At 63.2% G+C, this 19,401-nt stretch carries 16 protein-coding genes; 12 read left to right on the top strand and 4 right to left on the bottom strand.

Going from position 1 to position 19,401, the window contains the following annotated elements; all coding sequences use genetic code 11:
- Positions 1-22 precede the first annotated feature (22 nt).
- The 7 genes from NMD14_06805 (at position 23) to NMD14_06835 (ending at position 10,542) form a co-directional block, all read left to right on the top strand.
- Entirely contained in the window at positions 23-1,063 is a 1,041-nt protein-coding gene (locus NMD14_06805; protein XEI34720.1) for an efflux RND transporter periplasmic adaptor subunit, read from the top strand.
- The gene (locus tag NMD14_06810; protein XEI34104.1) at positions 1,056-4,232 is read left to right on the top strand and encodes an efflux RND transporter permease subunit; all 3,177 of its coding nucleotides are present in this window, start codon (positions 1,056-1,058) and stop codon (positions 4,230-4,232) included. The genes NMD14_06805 and NMD14_06810 overlap by 8 nt, the downstream gene beginning before the upstream one ends.
- 27 nt (positions 4,233-4,259) lie before the next feature.
- Positions 4,260-5,399: an efflux RND transporter periplasmic adaptor subunit gene (locus NMD14_06815; protein XEI34105.1), complete on the top strand. Its 1,140-nt coding sequence runs from the start codon at positions 4,260-4,262 to the stop codon at positions 5,397-5,399.
- Positions 5,392-6,090, top strand: a complete 699-nt coding sequence (locus tag NMD14_06820; GenBank protein ID XEI34106.1) for an ABC transporter ATP-binding protein — start codon at positions 5,392-5,394, stop codon at positions 6,088-6,090. Before NMD14_06815 ends, NMD14_06820 begins: the two co-directional genes overlap by 8 nt.
- Positions 6,091-7,305 carry an ABC transporter permease gene (locus tag NMD14_06825; GenBank protein ID XEI34107.1) on the top strand — a complete coding sequence of 405 codons (1,215 nt, stop codon included), beginning with the start codon at positions 6,091-6,093 and terminating at the stop codon, positions 7,303-7,305.
- Positions 7,305-8,504, top strand: a complete 1,200-nt coding sequence (locus tag NMD14_06830) for an ABC transporter permease (protein ID XEI34108.1) — start codon at positions 7,305-7,307, stop codon at positions 8,502-8,504. The genes NMD14_06825 and NMD14_06830 overlap by 1 nt, the downstream gene beginning before the upstream one ends.
- Before the next feature lie 343 nt (positions 8,505-8,847).
- The gene (locus NMD14_06835; GenBank protein XEI34109.1) at positions 8,848-10,542 is read left to right on the top strand and encodes a pyridoxal-dependent decarboxylase; all 1,695 of its coding nucleotides are present in this window, start codon (positions 8,848-8,850) and stop codon (positions 10,540-10,542) included.
- A gap of 170 nt (positions 10,543-10,712) precedes the next feature.
- On the opposite strand, the gene NMD14_06840 is transcribed toward NMD14_06835, so the two are convergent.
- Both NMD14_06840 and NMD14_06845 read right to left on the bottom strand, forming a co-directional pair.
- Positions 10,713-11,342: an NAD(P)H-binding protein gene (locus NMD14_06840; protein XEI34110.1), complete on the bottom strand. Its 630-nt coding sequence runs from the start codon at positions 11,340-11,342 to the stop codon at positions 10,713-10,715.
- Positions 11,343-11,576: 234 nt separating this feature from the next.
- Positions 11,577-13,307 carry a formate--tetrahydrofolate ligase gene (locus NMD14_06845; GenBank protein ID XEI34111.1) on the bottom strand — a complete coding sequence of 577 codons (1,731 nt, stop codon included), beginning with the start codon at positions 13,305-13,307 and terminating at the stop codon, positions 11,577-11,579.
- A gap of 67 nt (positions 13,308-13,374) precedes the next feature.
- Here NMD14_06845 and NMD14_06850 point away from each other — a divergent pair, with 67 nt between their 5' ends.
- A complete protein-coding gene (locus NMD14_06850) occupies positions 13,375-13,803 on the top strand; it encodes a hypothetical protein (GenBank protein ID XEI34112.1) in 429 nt (142 codons plus the stop codon).
- 55 nt (positions 13,804-13,858) lie between these two features.
- Here the strand turns inward: NMD14_06850 and NMD14_06855 are convergent, their stop codons facing one another.
- On the bottom strand, positions 13,859-14,761 hold the full coding sequence (locus tag NMD14_06855; protein ID XEI34113.1) for a LysR family transcriptional regulator: 903 nt from the start codon (positions 14,759-14,761) through the stop codon (positions 13,859-13,861).
- Positions 14,762-14,870: 109 nt separating this feature from the next.
- Here NMD14_06855 and NMD14_06860 point away from each other — a divergent pair, with 109 nt between their 5' ends.
- The 4 genes from NMD14_06860 to NMD14_06875 all read left to right on the top strand — a co-directional run bounded on the left by NMD14_06860 (position 14,871) and on the right by NMD14_06875 (position 17,861).
- Positions 14,871-15,431 carry a YceI family protein gene (locus NMD14_06860; protein XEI34114.1) on the top strand — a complete coding sequence of 187 codons (561 nt, stop codon included), beginning with the start codon at positions 14,871-14,873 and terminating at the stop codon, positions 15,429-15,431.
- Positions 15,431-16,168 carry a hypothetical protein gene (locus NMD14_06865; protein XEI34115.1) on the top strand — a complete coding sequence of 246 codons (738 nt, stop codon included), beginning with the start codon at positions 15,431-15,433 and terminating at the stop codon, positions 16,166-16,168. The genes NMD14_06860 and NMD14_06865 overlap by 1 nt, the downstream gene beginning before the upstream one ends.
- A 182-nt stretch (positions 16,169-16,350) precedes the next feature.
- Positions 16,351-17,475 carry an adenosylhomocysteinase gene (locus tag NMD14_06870; protein XEI34116.1) on the top strand — a complete coding sequence of 375 codons (1,125 nt, stop codon included), beginning with the start codon at positions 16,351-16,353 and terminating at the stop codon, positions 17,473-17,475.
- A 77-nt stretch (positions 17,476-17,552) separates the two neighbouring features.
- The gene (locus NMD14_06875) at positions 17,553-17,861 is read left to right on the top strand and encodes a SelT/SelW/SelH family protein (GenBank protein XEI34117.1); all 309 of its coding nucleotides are present in this window, start codon (positions 17,553-17,555) and stop codon (positions 17,859-17,861) included.
- A 112-nt stretch (positions 17,862-17,973) separates the two neighbouring features.
- Here NMD14_06875 and pepT read toward each other — a convergent pair whose 3' ends face one another.
- Complete coding sequence (gene pepT / locus NMD14_06880; protein XEI34118.1) at positions 17,974-19,197, bottom strand: peptidase T; 1,224 nt, start codon at positions 19,195-19,197, stop codon at positions 17,974-17,976.
- Positions 19,198-19,401: the final 204 nt, after the last annotated feature.

Consider the following 19,401-nt stretch of genomic DNA (forward strand, 5'->3'; position numbering starts at 1 on the left):
ACGTCAGGGAAGGAGAGTAATGATGGAAAAGATCCGGTTGCTGGGGATCACCTTATTGGTGATGACATCGCAGGCCATGATATCCCCCCGGGCCTTTGCCGCAGACGGGGAGCCAGAGCCCCCGTTGACAGTGGCGCCACAGCCGGTGACCGACTGGCTGACGCTGGATGGCACTGTCAGTGCCATCAATCAGGGGACGGTGGCGGCCCAGACCAGCGGCCGGGTCTCCCGCATGCTGGTGGATGTGAACGATCAGGTGCAGGCGGGACAGCCGCTGCTGGAGATCAGCGGCAAGGAGCAGTTTGCCGCCGTTTCCGGTGCCGAGGCGCGGCTGGCGCGGGCACAGGCCCAGCAAGTGGAAGCCGAGCGCCAGCTCGCCCGCTTTCAGGCGCTGATTGCCAAGGGAGTGATCACCCGGGCCCAGCTCGACAATGCCCAGGCGACGGATCGCGCCGCCCGCGCCGAGGTGAACGCTGCCGATGCGGCCCTCACTCAGGCCCGCGAGGCCTACGGTTATACCCGCATTCTGGCTCCCTACGCCGGAGTGGTGACCAAACGGCTGGTGGAGTTGGGGGAGACTGTCGCCCCCGGTACCCCGCTGCTCTCCGGCTTCTCTCTCGACACCTTGCGGGTGGAGGTAGAGTTGCCCCAATCCGCCCTGACGCTGGCTCGTGAGCCTGCGGATGTGCAGGTGCTGCTGCCGGATGGCAAGTCTGTTACCCCGGTCAAATTGACCCGCTTTAACTATGCCGACAGCCAGAGCCACGCCTTCAGGTTGCGCCTCGACTTGCCGCCGCAAACTGCCGGGGTATTGCCCGGCATGTGGCTCAAGGTGCAGCTCAAGCAGGGTGAGCGTCAGGTGTTGCAGGTGCCGGATCGCGCCCTGCTGCGGCAAGGGGAGTTCAACGGCGTCTATCTGCAGCAGCCCTCTGGCTGGGCCCTGACGCCGGTGCGGGTCGGCCATTGCATCGAGGGACAGTGCGAGATCCTGGCCGGGCTGCAAGCCGGTGACAAGCTGGCCCCCGATGGCTGGGCGCAGCAGCAGGAGGTGGCCCATGAGTAGCGAGCTGAACGGCAACAGCGGTAGGCTAGGGCCTGCCGGTCGGCTGGCTGCGCTGTTTCAGGGCTCGGCCATCACCCCGCTGCTGGCGCTGGTGGGGCTGTTGCTCGGCCTGTTTGCGGTGCTGGTGACCCCCAAGGAGGAGGAGCCGCAGATCGATGTCACCTTCGCTGATGTCTATATTCCCTTCCCGGGAGCCACCCCGGCAGAGGTGGAATCCCTCGTTACCACCCCTGCCGAGCAGGTGGTCTCCCAGATAAAGGGAATTGATACCCTCTACTCTTTTTCCCAACCCGATGGTGCCCTGCTGGTGGTGGTGTTCAAGGTGGGGGTGAGCCGCGAGCAGGCTATCGTCGATCTCAACAACCAGCTCGACTCCAACCGCGACTGGTTGCCACAGGGGATCGGAGTCGGTCAGCCGCTGGTGAAACCCCGGGGGATCGATGATGTCCCCATCGTCAGTCTGACCTTATGGAGCAAAGAGTGGAACAAAGAGGGGAGCAAGCAACTGGGGGCTCCCGAGCTGACCCGGGTCGCCCATGAGCTGGAGACCGAACTCAAGCGCATTCCCGGTACCCGCGATATTTACACGCTGGGCAGCCAGAGCGCCGTGTTGCGGGTGATGCCGGATCCGGTAGCCCTCAGCGCCCACGGCATCAGCTGGGGCGAGCTGAGTCAGCGCCTTTCGGCCGCCAATCAGGTAGGCACGACACAGGCCATCGAGCAGGACAACAGTGAGATCAAGGTGCAGGTGGGGCAGTTCCTGCAAAGCGAGCAGCAGGCCCGCGAGCTGGTGGTGGGGCTGCACGACGGCAAGCCGGTCTATCTGGGGGAGGTGGCCAGGGTCTCTCTGGGTCAGGAGACTCCGACCAAACGCAGCTGGATGGGGCAGGGGCAAGCCAGTTATCCGGCGGTGACTCTGGCCATCGGCAAGCAGCCGGGTCAGAACGCGGTCGATGTGGCCAAGCGGGTAGAGGCGCGGGTCGAAAGTTTGCAGAACCGGCTTATCCCTGCCGGGGTCGAGGTGACGGTGACCCGGGACTACGGCGTCACCGCCGAGACCAAATCCAACACCCTGATCGGCAAGCTGATTTTTGCCACCACGGCGGTGGTGCTGCTGGTGCTGGTGAGCATGGGTTGGCGCGAGGCGCTGGTGGTGGGCGTTGCCATCGTCATCACCCTGGCACTGGCCCTGTTTGCCAGCTGGGCCTGGGGCTTTACCCTCAACCGGGTGTCGCTGTTTGCGCTGATCTTCTCCATCGGCATTCTGGTGGATGACGCCATTGTGGTGGTGGAGAACATCCACCGCCATCGCGGCCTGGACAAGGGGGCGCTCAAGGATCTGATTCCGGGGGCGGTGGACGAGGTGGGGGGGCCGACCATACTGGCGACCCTGACCGTCATCGCGGCCCTGCTGCCGATGGCTTTTGTCAGCGGCCTGATGGGCCCCTACATGAGCCCCATCCCCATCAATGCCAGCATGGGGATGCTTATCTCCCTGCTGGTGGCCTTTATCTTCTCCCCCTGGCTGGCGAGCCATTTGCTCAAGGGGGAGGCGCACGGGGCCCACGGCGAGGCCAAGGCGGGTCTTTTTCACCGGCTGATGACCCCTTTTCTGATCGGTGATGGCGCCAAGCGCGCCAGACGCAAACTCTGGCTGGTGGTGTTGCTGCTGGTCGGGGCCGCCACCGCCATGCCGGTGGTGCAGTGGGTGGTGCTCAAGATGCTCCCCTTTGACAACAAATCTGAATTTCAGCTGGTGCTCGATATGCCGGAGGGGGCAACGCTTGAACAGACTGAGCGCACCCTGCTGGTGGTCGGGCGGGAGCTTGCCAAGGTGCCCGAGGTGAAGGATTACCAGATCTACGCCGGCAGTGCGGCCCCCATCAATTTCAACGGCCTGGTGCGCCACTACTTTATCCGCAGCGGCGCCAACGTGGGGGATATTCAGGTCAATCTGGTGGACAAGCATGAGCGGGATCGCAGCAGCCACCAGATTGCCCAGTCGGTTCGGGAGCCGCTGCAGGCCATCGCCAGTGCGGCAGGGGGCAACCTGAAAGTCGTTGAGGTGCCCCCCGGCCCGCCGGTCTGGTCCCCCATCGTTGCCGAAATCTATGGCCCGACTCAGGCCGCCCGCGAAGCGGCTGCGCGCGCCGTACAGGCCCGTTTTGTGGCCACGGCGGATCTGGTGGACGTGGATATCTATCTGACCGACCCGCAGCCCAAGTGGCGGCTGGTGGTGGATCGCAGCAAGGCGGCCCTGCTCGGGGTCGATCTCGGGGATCTGGTGAACACCCTCAAGGGCGGGGTGGGTTATCAGGATGCCAGCTGGCTGCAGGGTCACGGCGCCAAGTATCCGGTGCCAGTACGCATCGAGCTGGCTCCCGGTGACAAACGGGATCTGGCGGGCGTACTGGCCCTCAAGGTGCGCAGCCAGAGCGGCCAGCTGGTGCGAGTCTCCGAGTTGGTGAGTCGTCGTGATGAGGTGGCCCCCAGCTATATCATGCACAAGAACATGCAGCCCATGGTGATGGTGGTGGCCGACATGGGTGGCCATACCGACAGCCCGCTCTACGGCATGTTTGCCGCCGGTGCCGATATCGACCTGCCCCAATATTACGTGCAGCAGCCCGACAAGCTGGGGGAGGTAGCGCTGTTGTGGGACGGGGAGTGGAAGATCACCTACGAGACCTTCCGCGATATGGGCATCGCCTACGGGGTGGGGATGATCCTCATCTACCTGCTGGTGGTGGCCCAGTTCCGCTCCTATCTGGTGCCGCTCATCATCATGGCTCCCATTCCGCTCACCCTCATCGGGGTGATGCCGGGTCACGCCCTGCTGGGGGCCCAGTTTACCGCCACCTCGATGATCGGGATGATCGCCCTGGCCGGGATCATCGTACGCAACAGCATCCTGCTGGTGGACTTTATCGAGCAGCAGCGCCGCGCCGGAGTGGCATTCGAGCTGGCGGTGATCGAAGCGGCGCAGGTGCGGGCCAAACCCATCCTGCTGACAGCGCTGGCGGCAATGATCGGGGCCCTGTTTATCCTCGATGATCCCATCTTCAACGGACTGGCCATCAGTCTGATTTTCGGGATCCTGGTCTCCACCTTACTCACCCTGGTGGTGATACCCTTGCTCTATTATGCCCTGCTCTCCCGACGCTCATGACGGGAGTCACTAGCGAAAGGATGCGCGATGAAGAGAGGTTGGTTGTGGTGGGGAAGTGGTGCCGTGGTAGCGGTGGCCGCTCTGGCATGGTGGTGGCGACCACAGCCGACGCCGATCAGACTGGCTGAGGTCGGGCGGGGGGATGTGCTGGTCACTGTGGTCAACACCCGGGCTGGCACCATCAAGTCTTGTCAGCGGGCCGGACTCAGTCTGCCCGGTGGTGGCGTGGTGGAGCAGATCGCCGTCAAGGCCGGAGAGCGGGTGGCGCAGGGAGATCTGCTGCTGACCCTCTGGAGTGACGATATTCACGCCGATCTCGCCCGGGCCCGCGCCCAGCAGGCCCTTGGCAAGACCCAGCGCGAGGAGCGTTGCAGCGAGGCGGCCTACTACGAGCGGGAGGCCAACCGGCTGGCCACCTTGCTGGCCAAAAACCTCACCTCCCGCACCCTCGCCGAGCAGGCCCAGAATCTGGCCGATACCCGCCGCTATATCTGCCGCGCATCCCGTCAGCAGGAGCGGGTTGACGAGGCTCAGGTCGCCCAGGTGGAGGCACGCTTGAGCGAGCGCCGCTTGCTGGCGCCGTTTGCCGGAGTGGTGGCGGAGGTCAACAGCAAGCTGGGCGAATACATGACCCCCTCACCGCCCGGAGTGGCCATGCCCCCCGTTATCGATCTCATCGACGATCGCTGTCTGTATGTCTCAGCACCCATCGATGAGGTGGATGCTGCCCGCCTCAAGGTGGGGCAGTCTGCCCGGGTACTGCTCGACGCCATGCCCGGGCGCGATTTTGCCGCCACCGTCACCCGTATCGCCCCCTATGTGAAGGAGCTGGAGAAACAGGCCCGCACCGTCGAGGTGGAGGCGGCGCTCACTGCCCTGCCCGCCGATGTCCCCCTGCTTATCGGCTACAGCGCCGACCTTGAAGTCGAGGTGACCCGCGCCACCGATGTGCTGCGGGTAGCGGCCAGCAGCCGGGCCGACGATGGCAGTGTGCTGCGGCTGGAAGGGGATAAGCTGGTGCGGGTGGTGCCCCGCTGGGGCGTGGAGAACTGGAACTGGATTGAGGTGGCCGAGGGGCTCGCTACCGGTGATCGGCTGGCAGCCCAGCCCGGACAGATTGTCGGGGAGGGCCCTTTCAGCGCCGCCACGGAGCAGACGGATGAGTGATCTCATTCGCCTTGATGCCGTCAGCCGTCGTTTCACTCTGGGGGGGAGCGAAGTGGCCGCCCTCGATCGCGTCTCTCTGCGAGTTGCCGAGGGGGAGTATCTGGCGGTGATGGGCCCCTCGGGCTCCGGCAAATCGACTCTGCTCAATGTGCTGGGGCTGCTCGATCGGCCCGATGAGGGGCGTTACTGGCTGGGAGGGGAGGATACCGCCACCCTGTCAGAACCGGCGCTGGCCCAGCTGCGTGGCCATCGCATCGGTTTCGTGTTCCAGTCGTTTCACCTGATCTCCCGCCTCACCGCCCGTGAAAACGTCGAGCTGCCGCTGATGCTGTGCGGGATCGCCCCCGCCGAGCGCCATCGCCGCAGCCAGCAGTTGCTGGGGGAGCTGGGGCTGGAGAACCGGGCCGGACACCGCCCTGCCGAGCTCTCCGGTGGTCAACGTCAGCGGGTAGCCATCGCTCGGGCCATGGCCATGTCACCGCGGCTGATCATGGCCGACGAGCCCACCGGCAATCTCGACTCCCGCTCTGGTGAGGAGGTGATTACCCTGCTGGAGGGGCTCAACCGGGAGCAGGGGATCACGCTGGTGGTGGTGACCCACGATCCGCGCCTCGGTGAACGGGCGGGCAGGCGGATCCTGATGAACGATGGCCGCATCAGCACCGATAGCACTCATAGCGGCGGTGGCTGAATGCGGCGACCCGATGTTATCCGCTTTGCCGCCGTGGCGTTATTGCGTCAGCGCTCGCGGGCGCTGGTCTTGATCCTGGCGGTGAGTCTGAGCGTCACCTCGGTGCTGCTGCTCACCGCGCTGGGGGAGGGGGCGAGGCGCTATGTGGCCGACCAGTTCAGCTCCCTTGGCAAGGATCTGCTGGTGATGTTCCCGGGCCGCAAGGAGACCACCGGCGGGCTGCCGCCGGTCACCGGCAACAGTCTGCGGCAGATCACTCTCGATGATATGCACTACCTTGGCCAGCATCAGCCAAACGTGCGGCTGGTGCCGCTGGTGATGGGCTTTGCCGAGGCCAAACAGGGGGCGCGGCTGCGCCAGACCATGCTGCTTGGCAGCAGCAACGGGCTGCGCGATACCCACGGGCTGGAGCTGCTCTCCGGCCGCTGGTTGCCGGGGGATGCCGCAGAGGATCGACCGGCCGTCCTGCTCGGGGCCAAGGTGGCCCATGAGCTGTTCGGTCAGGCCGATCCGGTCGGCCTGTGGCTGCGTTTTGACAATCGCCGCTTTCGGGTGGTGGGGGTCTTCACCAGCCAGAGCAGCAATCTGGGGATGGATATGGCCGAGGCCGCGCTGATCCCGGTCGGTAGCGCCATGCGGCTGTTCAACACCGAGGGGCTGTTTCGGCTGCTGATCCAGCCGCTGGCAGGGCAAGCGGTGCCCCCGCTGGTCAAGCGACTGGAGCAGCTGATGCAGGGGCGTCACGGGGTGCTCGATGTGACAGTGGTGCGCCGCGACGCTATGCTGGCCACCTTCTCCACCATTCTCTCGACCCTCACCCTGGCCGTCGCCGGTATCGGTGCCATCAGCCTGCTGGTCTCTGGCATCATGATGATGAATCTGGCGCTGATCAGCACCCGCCAGCGCACCGGCGAGATCGGCCTGCTCAAGGCGCTGGGGGCCGACAGTCGCCAGATCCGCCAGCTGTTTTTGTGGGAGGCGCTGTTGCTGAGCGGCAGTGGCGCGCTGTTTGGCACTGTGTTGGGCTATGCCTTGGTGGCCCTTGCCGCGCTGATCTGGCCCGGTTTTCCGGCGGCGGTCCCTCTGCTCGCGACCCTCTGCACCATACCGGCGGCCCTGCTGACCGGGCTTTTCTTCAGCTGGCTGCCCGCCTCCCGGGCGGCACGGCAAGATCCGGTCAGTAGCCTGCGCAGCGGGCAATGGAGCGGTGGCTGATGCGCGCCGCCGATCTGCTGTTCTGGTTATGGCGCGCCTTGCTGGCGGGGCGCAGTCGCAGCCTGCTGTCGGCGCTGGGTATCGCCATCGGGATCGCCTCGGTGACCCTGCTCACCGGCATCGGCGAGGGGCTCAGGCTCTATCTGCTCGACAGCTTCTCCCAATTTGGCACCCGGCTGATCGCCGTGACCCCGGGCAAGACCGAAACCGCCGGCGGCCCGCCCGGCATCCTCTCCAGCAGCCGTCCCCTGTTGCTGGAGGATGCCGATGCTCTCGCCAGATTACCGGGTATTGAAGCGGCCCTGCCGGTGGTGCAGGGGCAGGGGGAAGTACGCAGCCGCGGGCTGACCCGCAGTACCGCCATTCTGGGCACCGGTTCGGCTGCGCTCTCCGGCTGGCGACTCACCCTGGTGCAGGGGCGTTTTCTGCCCGCGGACGACAGTGCCATGCCCCGAGCCTATGCGGTGTTGGGTGCCAAGGTGGCGGCAGAGCTGTTTCCCGGTGGCGATGCGCCGGGGAGCCTGCTGCGCGCCGGTGATCGCCGCTTTCGGGTGGCTGGGGTGCTGGCCCCCAAGGGGCAATTTCTCGGCTTTGATCTGGATGACATGATCTATCTGCCCGCCGCTCACGCCCAGGCGCTGTTCAACAAGGAGGGGCTGCAGGAGATCGACGTCATCTATCGCGCCGGACAGACGGAAGCCGATATCACAGCCCAGATCCGGCGGCTGCTGATCGCCCGCCACGGCGCCGAGGATTTCACCCTCACCTCCCAGCAGGACATGCTGACCAGCCTCGACAAGATCCTCTCCATCATCAAGCTGGCGGTTGGCGGGCTCGGCATTATCTCGCTGCTGATCGGGGCGGTCGGCATCTTCAGCATCATGAGCATCGCCCAGCAGGAGCGGATCCCCGAAGTGGGCTTGCTGATGGCGCTGGGGTGTCCGCGACGCCGTATCCTACTGCTGTTCCTGCTCGAAGCCGTGGTGCTTGCGCTGCTGGGCGGGGCTATGGGACTGGCCCTGCTCGGCGGGCTCAAGCTACTGCTCGGATTGCTGGCGGCCGGCTTGCCGCTCACCCTCCATCCTCTCTATCTGCTGCTGGCGCTTGGTTGCAGCGCGCTGGTCGGTCTGCTGGCCGGGGTCGCCCCCGCGCTGCGGGCAGTGCGTCTCGACCCTGTGGTTGCCCTGAGAGGGGAGTGATCCCTACCCAGTTTCTGTTGACACTCGTACCAACAGGACTGGTTGCAAGATGTGTCTCTGCGACTCTCACGATCCTCTGTGCAATCTGTCGGTGTTTGCACAGGGTGGCCGCCCCGTGTTACGGGTTGCGCTGATGGTTCACTTTTAGCACTGAGCGCGCTGTCAGCCAGGATGGGAGCAAGATCACGAAATATAAAGAGGCGCCTCAGGGGCGTCTGCTTGCCAGCCCTTGTCATGGCTGAGACATAATAAAAAGTAGGGCAGGCGATTAGATATTGTCGCTGTTTGCCCCCCTGATACCGGGGTATAACAGCCGCACACTTGCTGTGCTAATGGTATAAAAATGAGTGACTTAGTTTATCTGAAAGACGAAAGCGTCAATGCCGTCCGCCCCGAGTTCTCCAGTCGGTTTGCCACTGTCAAAGCCAACTTTTTCTCGCGCAATCCCGATCTCTGGCCGGTTTTTCGCGAACCCGGCTTTGCCACCCTCAACGAATTTCGGGCTCGTGGCCTGGCCCCGGATGCGCGTCTGAACGCCTGGCCAGATGGCCGCGCTCGCCTCGCCGATCTCTGCGAGACCGTGCCGGTGCCCGCCACCATGCGCATCCCGGGTGAGCCGATGGCCGAGCTGCTGTTCGCTGGCGCCTTGTCGAAGGATTGGGAGAACCCCTCCAGCGTCGAGAACGTCATCACCATGTCGGCGGATCCTGCCATCTACGGTGCCCAGCTGGGGATCCTGGCCAACCCCAATCTGGTCTACTCCGAGTATGCCGGGGTGGCCGAGGAGCTGGAGAAGAAGGTGGTGCGCCAGATAGCGCTGCTGGCGGGTTATGATCCCGAGCGGGCCACCGGTATTTTCACTCAGGGTGGGACCTTTTGTAACCTCTACGGCTACCTGCTCGGCATTCGCAAGAGCCTGCCGGATGCCAAGCAGAAGGGGCTGGGTCACTATCAGGATTACCGCATCATCAACTCCCAGGGCGGCCACTACTCCAACATCACCAACCTCTCCCTGCTGGGGGTGGACATAGAGCACAAGACCATCCGCATTCAGGTCGGCGAGAACAACGATATTGATCTGGTGGATCTCGAGCGCACCCTGACCGCTTGCTTTGCCCTGAAGCACGTGGTGCCGACCATCATGCTGACCATGGGCACCACCGACACCTTCGGGGTGGATAGAGTCAAGCCGGTCTATGAGTTGCGAGACCGGCTGTGCGAACGGTTCGAAGTGGCGGTCAAGCCACACATCCATGTCGATGCCGCCATCGGCTGGTCGATGATCTTCTTCCTCGATTACGACTTTGCTGCCAACCCACTCGCCATTAACAGCGCCACCCTGGCGGGGATCGAGCGCAACGTGGCGCGCTTTGCCGAGCTGAAATATGCCGACTCCTTCACCGTCGACTTCCAGAAGTGGGGCTATGTGCCCTACACCTCCAGTCTGGTGATGATTAAGGATCAGGGCGATCTCAAGGCGATGGAGAATGACCCGGAGAACTTCTCTTACTTTGAGCGGGACATTCAGGGCCAGACTCACTTGCAATCCACCATCGAGTGCTCCCGCGGCGCGAGCGGTCTGTTTGGTGCTTATGCTGCGCTCAACTACATGGGGGTGGAGGGGTATCGCACCGTGCTGGCCCACTGCCTGCAAAATGCCAACTATTTCCGCTTCCGGTTAAGTCAGCTTGGCAACGTCAAGCTGGTGGCGCAGGAGAATCAGGGGCCGAGCGTCGGCTTCAAGATTTACAACCCCGAGTGGGTGAGCGATCCGGAGGCCGAATTCGCCTTCGAGCTGGCTCGCTCCAGCGATCCTGCTTACAAGGCGCGCTTGCAGCGCAACACCGATTACCACCGCAGCCTGTTCAAGGGGCGCGGCAAGGTGGGGCTCTACACCAACTGGGTGGAGGCGGTGGCCCACTCCGAATACGACGCACGGGGCAAGTACTCCTACATCGCCGGGGAGAAGGCAGTCTTTATGAACCCTGCCTGCACCCGCGAACAGATCGATGCCTTTATCGACCATATTCGCGGTTGATGGCGCTCGCGCTGACTGCTGATGGCGGCCAATAGTGCCAGTGGTGGTTGGGGTGTCTCACGCCTACAGATAAACGAAGGGCAAGCCGGTTGGCTTGCCCTGCTGTTTTAACGGTTGTGTGTAACGGCTGTGGTGCTGACGGTGGGAAAACGATGGGGAAATGGCCGGGTTCAGAGGGCCAGCAGTTGCTCATTTTCGACAATCTCGCACCCGGCGGGCAGGGTCGAGAGCACGATCATGGCGTGGGCCACCTGACGGGCCTCGATGGCGCGCCAGCGGGCGAGCTTGCCCACCAGCAGCGGTCGAAACAGCGGGTAGATGGTCTGAAAGATCTGCTCGGAGAGGCGCGGTGGCTGGCGATCCCCCAGCAACATGGCTGGCCGCACGATGGCGAGCCGCGGCCAGGATTGGGCCAGCAGTGCCTGCTCCATCTCCCCCTTGGTGCGCGGATAGAGGACCGGGGAAGATGCGTTGGCGCCCATGCTCGAGACCACGATCAGCCGCTGACAACCGTGGCGGCGGGCCAGCTCGGCAAAGGCGAGTACATAGTCGAGATCGACCCGGCGGAACGCCTCGGCAGAGCCTGCCTCCTTGCGGGTGGTGCCGAGGGCACAAAAGGCGATATCGACCGGGCGGGAGAGGGTGACGCTGGCCAGATCATCAAAATTGACCGGCAGCCAGTGGTGCGCCTCCTTGCCCGGTTTGCGACAGAGCAGGGTCAGTTCAAGTTCGGCAGGCAGTTGCTGCACCAGTTCGCGACCGATCAGGCCGCTGGCTCCGGCAATCAGGATCCGGCTCATGGGGGCTCTCCCTGTGTCATTCGATGATGTTGATCCAATGGTGGCTGCTTATCAGCATCAGTCAATTGGTGGGGCCTTGTTGTTTCTGGCTGGTTTGTTGATCCTCGGGTCGATTAGCGAAGCGTAATCGGCCGACGCCAGCCCCCTCAACCGGCCATTTAGCTCAGGCCGACTATCTCTCCGTTCTCATCGACGTCGATATGAAACTCAGGGAAGGCTGGCTGACAACTGACTCTAGCTCAGACCGACTATCTCGCCATCTTCATCGATATCAATATGACGATAGGCAGGGAGACTGCCCAGCCCCGGCATGGTCATGATGGGGCCCGCCAGCGCATAGACGAACCCGGCACCGGCACAGAGTTTCACTTCGTCGATGGGCACCGCGAAATCGGTCGGCACCCCCTTGAGGGCGGGGTCATGGCTGATGGAGAGCGGCGTCTTGGCCACGCAGATGGGCAAGTGATCCCACCCCTCGGCGGAAAGTTGCGCCAGCTGCTGGCGGGCTCTGTCGGAGAGCTGCACCCCGCGGCCACCGTAGCCGCACTCCACCAAGGTTGCCAGCTTGGCATCGAGGCTCATCTCGTCGGGGTAGAGCAATTTCACCTTGCCGGGCTGATCGCAGGCGGCGACCACGGCGCGGGCCAGCTCGCTGGCACCGGCGCCACCCTGGGTGAAGGCGTTGGAGATGGCTGCGCCACAGGCACCGGCCTGCTGCGCCTCATGGGCCAGCAGCGCCAGCTCGGCTTCGCTGTCGGTGGGGAAGCGGTTGATGGCGACCACCACGGGGACGCCGTAGCGGCGTGCGTTCCGGATATGCCAGGCGAGGTTGGCGCAGCCCTGCTTGAGGGTCGGCAGATCCTCCCCTTGCAGGCTGACTGGCAGCGGCTGGCCCGGGCGGATATCGAGCAGGCCGCTGTTGGCCTTGAGGCCGCGCACCGTGGCCACCAGCACCACACAGGCGGGGGTAATGCCGGATTGGCGGCTCTTGATGTTGAAGAACTTCTCCAGCCCCATGTCGGAGCCAAAACCCGCTTCGGTCACCACATAGTCGGTCAGGCCAAGGGCGATGCGATCGGCGATCACCGAGGAGTTACCGTGGGCGATATTGGCAAAGGGGCCCGCGTGTACCAGCACCGGCGTCTGTTCGGTGGTCTGCATCAGGGTCGGCTGCAGGGCATCCTTGAGCAGCACCGTCATGGCGCCAGCCACTTCCAACTGCTGGGCAGTGATGGGCTTGCCGTGGATATCGCGGGCCAGCTGGATGCGGCCGATGCGCTGGCGCAGGTCTTTAAGATCGCTTGCCAGCGCCAGAATGGCCATCAGCTCGGAGGCGGCGGTGATGACGAAGCGATCGCTGCGTTCCACACCATCGGCGACGCCACCCTGACCGATGGTGAGGTGGCGTAGGGCGCGGTCATTCATGTCGAGAGTGCGCGGCCAGAGGATATGGGCCGGGTCGATATCGAGCCGTGGCAAACCGGTTTTGGCGGTGAACGCATCCCCCAGTTTCTGCTCGTGGAACAGGCGGGCATCGAGGGCGGCCGCCGCCAGATTGTGGGCCGCGGTCAGGGCGTGAAAATCGCCGGTGAGGTGGAGGTTCATCTCCTCCATCGGCACCACCTGGGCGTGGCCGCCACCGGCTGCGCCCCCCTTGACCCCGAATACCGGCCCGAGGCTCGGCTGGCGGATGGTGGCAATGCTGGGCTGGCCGATATGGTTGAGCCCCATGGAGAGGCCAAGGGTGGTCACCGTCTTCCCTTCACCGAGCGGGGTGGGGGTGATGGCGCTCACCAGTACCAGCTTGCCGCTCTGTTTGGGCTGAGACTTGAGCAGGTCGAGGCTGAGCTTGCCTTTGTCGTGGCCGTGAGGGCTGAGCAGGTGCTGGGGGATGGCGAGGCGTTCGGCCAGCGCGTGAATGGAGAGACGGGGGGACTGGCGGGAGATCTCGATATCGCTTAGCATCAGCACCTCGTTGGCATTTCGGGGTAAAATATGCGGCGCAGTCTAGTGGAATATAACGGGTAATCCAATGACGAAAACGATTTTATTTGGCGGGGATGAGGTTCGTCAGAATCCTGTTCTGCTGGATCTCAACGCACTCTATCATCCCCCCAAGCAGCCGATGACGGCGCTGGGAATTGTCAGTGCGCTGGTGCCGTTGTTCGGTTTCGGCTGGCAGGCGATGACCCAGGATCCCGAAACCCAGTTGCGCCACGAGATCCGTAAACGGGTCAACAAGCACAAGACCGACGAGGCAAACCTCATTTTGATCCTGCAGCTGGCCGCCATGTTTGACTGCCCCGAGCTGGAAGTCGCGCTCCCCTATGCCCTCAGTGAGCCGCAGTTGTCGGTGATCCGCGCCCGACTGCCGCGCTGGCAGTTAAGCCTCGAGCAGGAACGTCTGCTAGCCAAGCTCACTCCTGTCGCCGCATCCACCGCCGCCCCCGGCCAGCGCTAGGTTTCAAGCCGGGCCAGCAGGCCGGACATTCAGGTAGTCCCCTCCGCTTTGGCAATCAGGTCGGCGCATCCCACTGTTGTGGGGCGAGATAGCGCTCCTGCACGAACTCGATAAAGCAGCGCACCTTGGCCGAAACGAAGCGGCGGTGCGGATAGACCGCATAAAGTCCCACATCTCCCTTGTCCCACTCCGGCAGCAGGCTCACCAGTTGCCCTGTCCGCAGGGCTTCCCCCACGATAAAGGTGGGCTGCAATATGATGCCCTGATCATCACAAGCGGCGCGGGTCAGCGCCACCCCGTTGTTGGCCCGCAGCGGCCCCTGCGGTCGGATGCTCTGCGCCTCTCCCTTCTGTTTGAAGTGCCACTCCGGCTGGGTCAGGGTGTAGATCAGACAGTCGTGCTGCTTGAGATCCTCGGGTTTTTCCGGTCTGCCCTTGCGCGCCAGATAGGCGGGGCTGGCGCACAGTTCCAGTTTGATGGTGGCCAGCTGGCGTGCCACTAGCGAGGAGTCGCTGAGGTGGCCGATACGCAGCGCCAGATCGAACCCCTCCTCCACCAGCGCCACTCGCCGATCGCTGTACTCGATGTCGAGTTTGAGATCGGGAAAACGCTGGCGAAACAGCGGCAGGGCGGGGGAGAGGTGCAGATAGCCAAAATCCATCGGCACCGAGAGCTTGAGGGTGCCGTTGGGCTGCTGGTTGTGGTGGGTCAGCTGGCTGTGAGTCTCTTCCAGCTCCGCCAGCAGGGCGAGGGAGCGCTGGTAGTAAAATTGGCCCGCCTCGGTGGGATTGACCTGGCGGGTAGTGCGCGACAGCAGCCGCGTGGCGAGGGACTCCTCCAGCTGTTGCATCAGTTTGGAGGCCATGGCGACCGAGATGCCGAGCTGGTTGGCGGCCTTGGTAAAGCTCTGGCACTCCACCACCTTGATAAAGGTGCGCATGGCGACGATCTGGTCCATTTTCCATCCTCAGTAAATAATGTATTTAATAAATCACTGATTATTCATCTTCATAACGAGGTTAGCATTTTAGCCACTGATGTGAACCCCAAGATGAAGGAACGAACGGATGAAAATGACCAAGGCTCTGCTGGCCTCCTGCCTGTTTATGGCCACCCCCCTGATGGCGGCAGATTACGATGTGGATGCGGCGCACACCACGGTGCAGTTCAAGGTGGGTCACCTGGGCTTCTCCGAGTTGGTGGGTCGCTTCAACACCTTCAGCGGCACCTTCAGCATGGATGACGCTAACCCGGCGGCGGCCAAGGCGAGCTTTGAAGTGGATGCCGCCAGCGTCGACTCCAACCACGAGGCCCGCGACAAGCACCTGCGCAGCCCTGACTTCCTCGACGTGAAGCAGTATCCCAAGATGACCTTCGTCAGCTCCGCTTACGAGGGCACCAAGGATAAAGGTGTGCTGAAAGGGACCCTGACCCTGCACGGCGTCGCCAAGGAAGTGGCCTTCGATCTGGTCAAGATCGGCGAGGGCAAGGATCCCTGGGGCGGCTACCGCAGTGGCTTCAACGCCTCCACCACCATCAAGCGCAGTGACTTTGGCGTGAGCTACATGCTGCCCGGCATTCCGGACGAGATGAACATCAACCTGTTTGTCGAAGGCGTGCGCAAGTAATGGGCGCGGCACTACTGCTGCAAACCCTGGCGGCTCCTCTGGGAGCCGCTTTGCTATCGTGGCGCTGGCCGCGACTGGGGTATCTGTGGGGTGCACTGGCGCTCTGGCTGGTGGGATCCTGGCTCGGCGGCCTCTATGGCATGCCGGAAAAGGCGTGGCAGTGGCTGCCGCTGACCCTGCTGGTCCCTGCCATCGCGGCTCAGGTGAACGATCTGCGCGGCTCGCTGCTGCTCTTTGCCGTTATCAGTGCGCTGGTGTGGTGGCAGGGATTGGCCTCTGTGCTGGCCAGCGAACCCGGGATCTGGCTGGCGCTGCTGCCCGCCATCCTCTGGTTTGGCTGGAGCACCTTGCGCTGTGACAGCCGCGAGGGGCTCGGGTTTGCCCTCGGCTTTATCTGGCTGGCGCTGGTGATCGGCATCGATGGCAGTCTGCTGATTGCCCAGCTGGCCGGTGCGCTGGCCGCTTTTGCCGGTTTTCGCGCCCTGCTCGCCACGTTCGTGGGTATCAAGGTGGCTCCTGCCGGACTGGCGCTGGCCCTCGCCTTCGTCCAGATGCTCGCCTGGCAGTATGTGGAGGTGCCGCTGCTGGTGTTGCTGCCGGTCTGGTTGCTGCCGCTGCTGGAGTGGACGTTGCGCGACAAACCGTGGCCAGTACGCTGGGGGGCTCTGAGCCTGCTCGCCGTCGCGGGAACCGGACTCAGCCTGTGGTGGGTGTGGCCTGCTGCTTCTTTGTACTGATTTTTGCATGAGAAACAGGCAATTACAGTCATTTTTGCATACCCGCTCATACTCTTGGCAGATAATGATTGAGCCCCCTATGTGTTTCAGATAAAAAGGATTTTCATTTTATTTGGACACACACAGAACCCGGCCGCGCCGGGTTCTGTTTGCCTGCTTTGCGGCACATAAGGAGGCCACAGTTGCGCAGTCAAGGATCTGAGCATCTGTTTTTTCGCCATTTCACCGGACAGGGACGCATCGATGGTCTCTGCATTCTGCTGGTCACTCACCTGCTGCCCGATCGCCCCCGTTTTATCGAAGCGCTTGCCCAGATTGGGCGGATCGGCGCCATTTTGCCCAAACCGAAATCGGTACACGGCCCGACCCTGGAGTGGGTATCCCAGCACTATCCGGTATTGCCCCTTAACCGGCACTGGACCAATGATCCTGACAGCATCATCCAGCAGATTGTCCCGCTGGTGGCCCACCACGAACGGCTGTTGATCCTCGATATAGGCGGTTACTTCGCCAAAACCCAGGTGATCTTGAGCGAATACTTCGGCCCCCGTTTCCTCGGGGTGGTGGAGATGACCGAGAACGGCCATCAGCGCTATGAGCAGGAGGTGCTGGCGACCCCGGTGGTGTCAGTGGCTCGCAGCCCCCTCAAGCAGGCCGAGGATATCCAGATTGGTCTGAGCGTGGTCTACTCCGCCGAGTCGCTGGCCCGCACCCTCAACCGCACCTTCAACGTCTGCGAAGCCGTGCTGTTTGGTTATGGCAAGGTGGGGCGCAGCATCGCCCGCGACCTGCGCTGCCGCAACCTCCATCTCGGGCTGGTGGAGACCGATGTGCTGCGACAGGTCGACGCGCTCTCTCACGGTTTTCGCCTGATCACCAAGGCCGAGGCCCTTGGCCGCGCCGAGCTGGTGATCTGCTCCACCGGCAATGGCTCGCTGGACTTGGCGGATCTGCAGGCGCTGCGCCCCGGCACCATGGTGGCCTCGGTCACCTCTGCCGACGACGAGTTCGCCTTCTCGCTGGCCCAGTTGCCGTGGTCGAGCGAAGAGGTGTGCCCCCACGTGCTGGCCCTCAACCGGCCGGATGGTACCCAAATCTACCTGCTCAATCGGGGCGAGGCGGTCAACTTCGTCCATGGCGCCGTGATTGGCGAATATGTCTATCTGGTGCTGGCGGAGATCATGGAAGGGATCCGGATGCTGGCGGTAGCCCCTCTTGCTCCCGGCCTGTTCGAGCTGCCAGAATCGGTGATGCGTACCATTGCCCGCCATTGGCTGGCCGATTTTCATGGGGTTGAGCAGCACTGATTTGACCAAACCGGGATCGGCCATTGGGCGACAGGTACGCCACGTCCCGCCATTGTCCGTTTTTTATGGAGTCACTGATGACCGAGTCTGAAACCCTGATCAGCAAACCCCGCATCGAAATCCGCTACTGCACCCTCTGTCGCTGGATGCTGCGCGCCGCCTGGCTGGCGCAGGAGCTGCTCTCCACCTTCGACAGTGAGCTGGGGGAGGTGGCGCTGGTGCCGGCCAGCAAGGGAGAGTTCCGCATTCTGGTGGGCGGGGTGCAGGTGTGGGATCGGGTGGTCGATGACGGCTTCCCCGAGGCCAAGGAGATCAAGCAGCGGGTGCGCGATCTCATCGCCCCTGAGCGGGATCTCGGCCACTCGGATCGCAAGGCGGCCGAGTAACGCCAGATGTGCCGAGCGCCTCGAAAAGGTGTTCAGCATGAGAGAAAAAGGAGAGGGAGGCCATGGCCTCCCTCTCCTTTGTTGTCGTGGTCGGGTCGTGAGGACGACTCGATTAACCGCGCCAGGCCGCGGTGAGGCGCACCAGCTCCACCAGGGTGGCGACCGATTTTTCCATCGATTGCAGCGGGATGAACTCGTGCTTGCCGTGGAAGTTGTGGCCACCGGTGAAGAGGTTGGGGCAGGGCAGGCCCATAAAGGAGAGGCGGGCGCCATCGGTTCCGCCGCGAATGGGCTTGATCTTGGGCACCACGTCAGCGGCCTCCATGGCGGCGCGGGCCAGCTCGACGATGTGCATGTGCGGCTCAATCTGGCTGCGCATGTTGCGATAGCTGTCGGTCAGGGTCAGCTCGATGCGGGCCTTGGGATACTCGGCCTGCAGGGCGGCGACCCGGTTCTGCATCTCAGCCTTGCGCGCGGCGAAATGTTGGTCGTCGAAGTCACGGATGATGTAGTGCAGGCTGGTCTCTTCTACGGTGCCACTCATCTGGGCCAGATGGAAGAAGCCCTCATAACCATCGGTGCACTCTGGCGTCTGCTCGGCAGGCATGGCGGCGTGGAAGTGGGCGGCCAGGGTTTGGCTGTTGATCATGCTGCCCTTGGCGGTGCCGGGGTGGACGTTGTTGCCGACAAAACGCACCGTGGCGCTGGCTCCGTTGAAGTTTTCATACTCCAGCTCGCCCAGCTCGCCGCCATCCACGGTATAGGCCCACTTGGCCGGGAATCTGTCCAGCGGGAACAGGTTGGCGCCACGGCCGATCTCTTCATCCGGGGTGAAGCCGACCCAGATATCGCCACGCGGGATCTCGGGGTGGGCCTGCAGGTGATCGATGGCGGTGAGGATCTCGGCAATGCCGGCCTTGTCGTCGGCGCCGAGCAGGGTGGTGCCGTCGGTGGTGATGAGATCCTGACCCAGATAGTTTTTCAGGAAGCGGTAGTCACGGATGGCGAGCACCTCGTCACCCTTGCCAAGACAGATGTCGCCGCCCTGATAGTTCTCGATGATTTGCGGTACTACGTGCTCCGCCTCGTAGTCAGCGGTATCCATGTGGGCAATCAGGCCGATGGCTGGGGCATCCGGCTGGTTGCCGGGCAGGTAGCCGGTGAGGTAGCCGTGCTCATCCAGAGTGACCTGGGTCAGCCCCAGCGCCTTCATCTCCTCTTGTAGGGCACGGGCAAAGATCAGCTGGCCTTCGCTGCTGGGGCAGGCTGGATTGGTCTCATCGGAGCGGGTATGAAAAGTTACGTAACGCAGAAAACGCTCAAGCAGGGTATCCATTAGTCAGCCTCTAACCGGTTGTGAGCGGCCATTGTGGCCAATCCGTGCGGGGCACTCATTGCGTCAGCGCAGGTTTTTCCCATTTTTTGACGCAAGGTGAGGGCGGGGAATGTGCGGAGCGTGGCGCAACCTCGGGGAGGGGCAGCGCATAAATGTTGTATTTATCGCGATATTTAGGCGCTGGCGGTGGCGGTCAAATGCCCC

It is taken from the genome of Aeromonas veronii, assembly GCA_041319085.1.
Classification (GTDB): Bacteria; Pseudomonadota; Gammaproteobacteria; order Enterobacterales; family Aeromonadaceae; genus Aeromonas; species Aeromonas veronii_F.

Coding starts and splice junctions, on each gene's coding strand:
- NMD14_06820 (XEI34106.1), top strand. CDS start 5,392: ATGAGTGATCTCATTCGCCTTGATGCCGTCAGCCGTCGTTTCACTCTG.
- pepT (XEI34118.1), bottom strand. CDS start 19,197: ATGGATACCCTGCTTGAGCGTTTTCTGCGTTACGTAACTTTTCATACC.
- NMD14_06830 (XEI34108.1), top strand. CDS start 7,305: ATGCGCGCCGCCGATCTGCTGTTCTGGTTATGGCGCGCCTTGCTGGCG.
- NMD14_06875 (XEI34117.1), top strand. CDS start 17,553: ATGACCGAGTCTGAAACCCTGATCAGCAAACCCCGCATCGAAATCCGC.
- NMD14_06855 (XEI34113.1), bottom strand. CDS start 14,761: ATGGACCAGATCGTCGCCATGCGCACCTTTATCAAGGTGGTGGAGTGC.
- NMD14_06810 (XEI34104.1), top strand. CDS start 1,056: ATGAGTAGCGAGCTGAACGGCAACAGCGGTAGGCTAGGGCCTGCCGGT.
- NMD14_06865 (XEI34115.1), top strand. CDS start 15,431: ATGGGCGCGGCACTACTGCTGCAAACCCTGGCGGCTCCTCTGGGAGCC.
- NMD14_06850 (XEI34112.1), top strand. CDS start 13,375: ATGACGAAAACGATTTTATTTGGCGGGGATGAGGTTCGTCAGAATCCT.
- NMD14_06835 (XEI34109.1), top strand. CDS start 8,848: ATGAGTGACTTAGTTTATCTGAAAGACGAAAGCGTCAATGCCGTCCGC.
- NMD14_06805 (XEI34720.1), top strand. CDS start 23: ATGGAAAAGATCCGGTTGCTGGGGATCACCTTATTGGTGATGACATCG.
- NMD14_06860 (XEI34114.1), top strand. CDS start 14,871: ATGAAAATGACCAAGGCTCTGCTGGCCTCCTGCCTGTTTATGGCCACC.
- NMD14_06845 (XEI34111.1), bottom strand. CDS start 13,307: ATGCTAAGCGATATCGAGATCTCCCGCCAGTCCCCCCGTCTCTCCATT.
- NMD14_06840 (XEI34110.1), bottom strand. CDS start 11,342: ATGAGCCGGATCCTGATTGCCGGAGCCAGCGGCCTGATCGGTCGCGAA.
- NMD14_06825 (XEI34107.1), top strand. CDS start 6,091: ATGCGGCGACCCGATGTTATCCGCTTTGCCGCCGTGGCGTTATTGCGT.
- NMD14_06815 (XEI34105.1), top strand. CDS start 4,260: ATGAAGAGAGGTTGGTTGTGGTGGGGAAGTGGTGCCGTGGTAGCGGTG.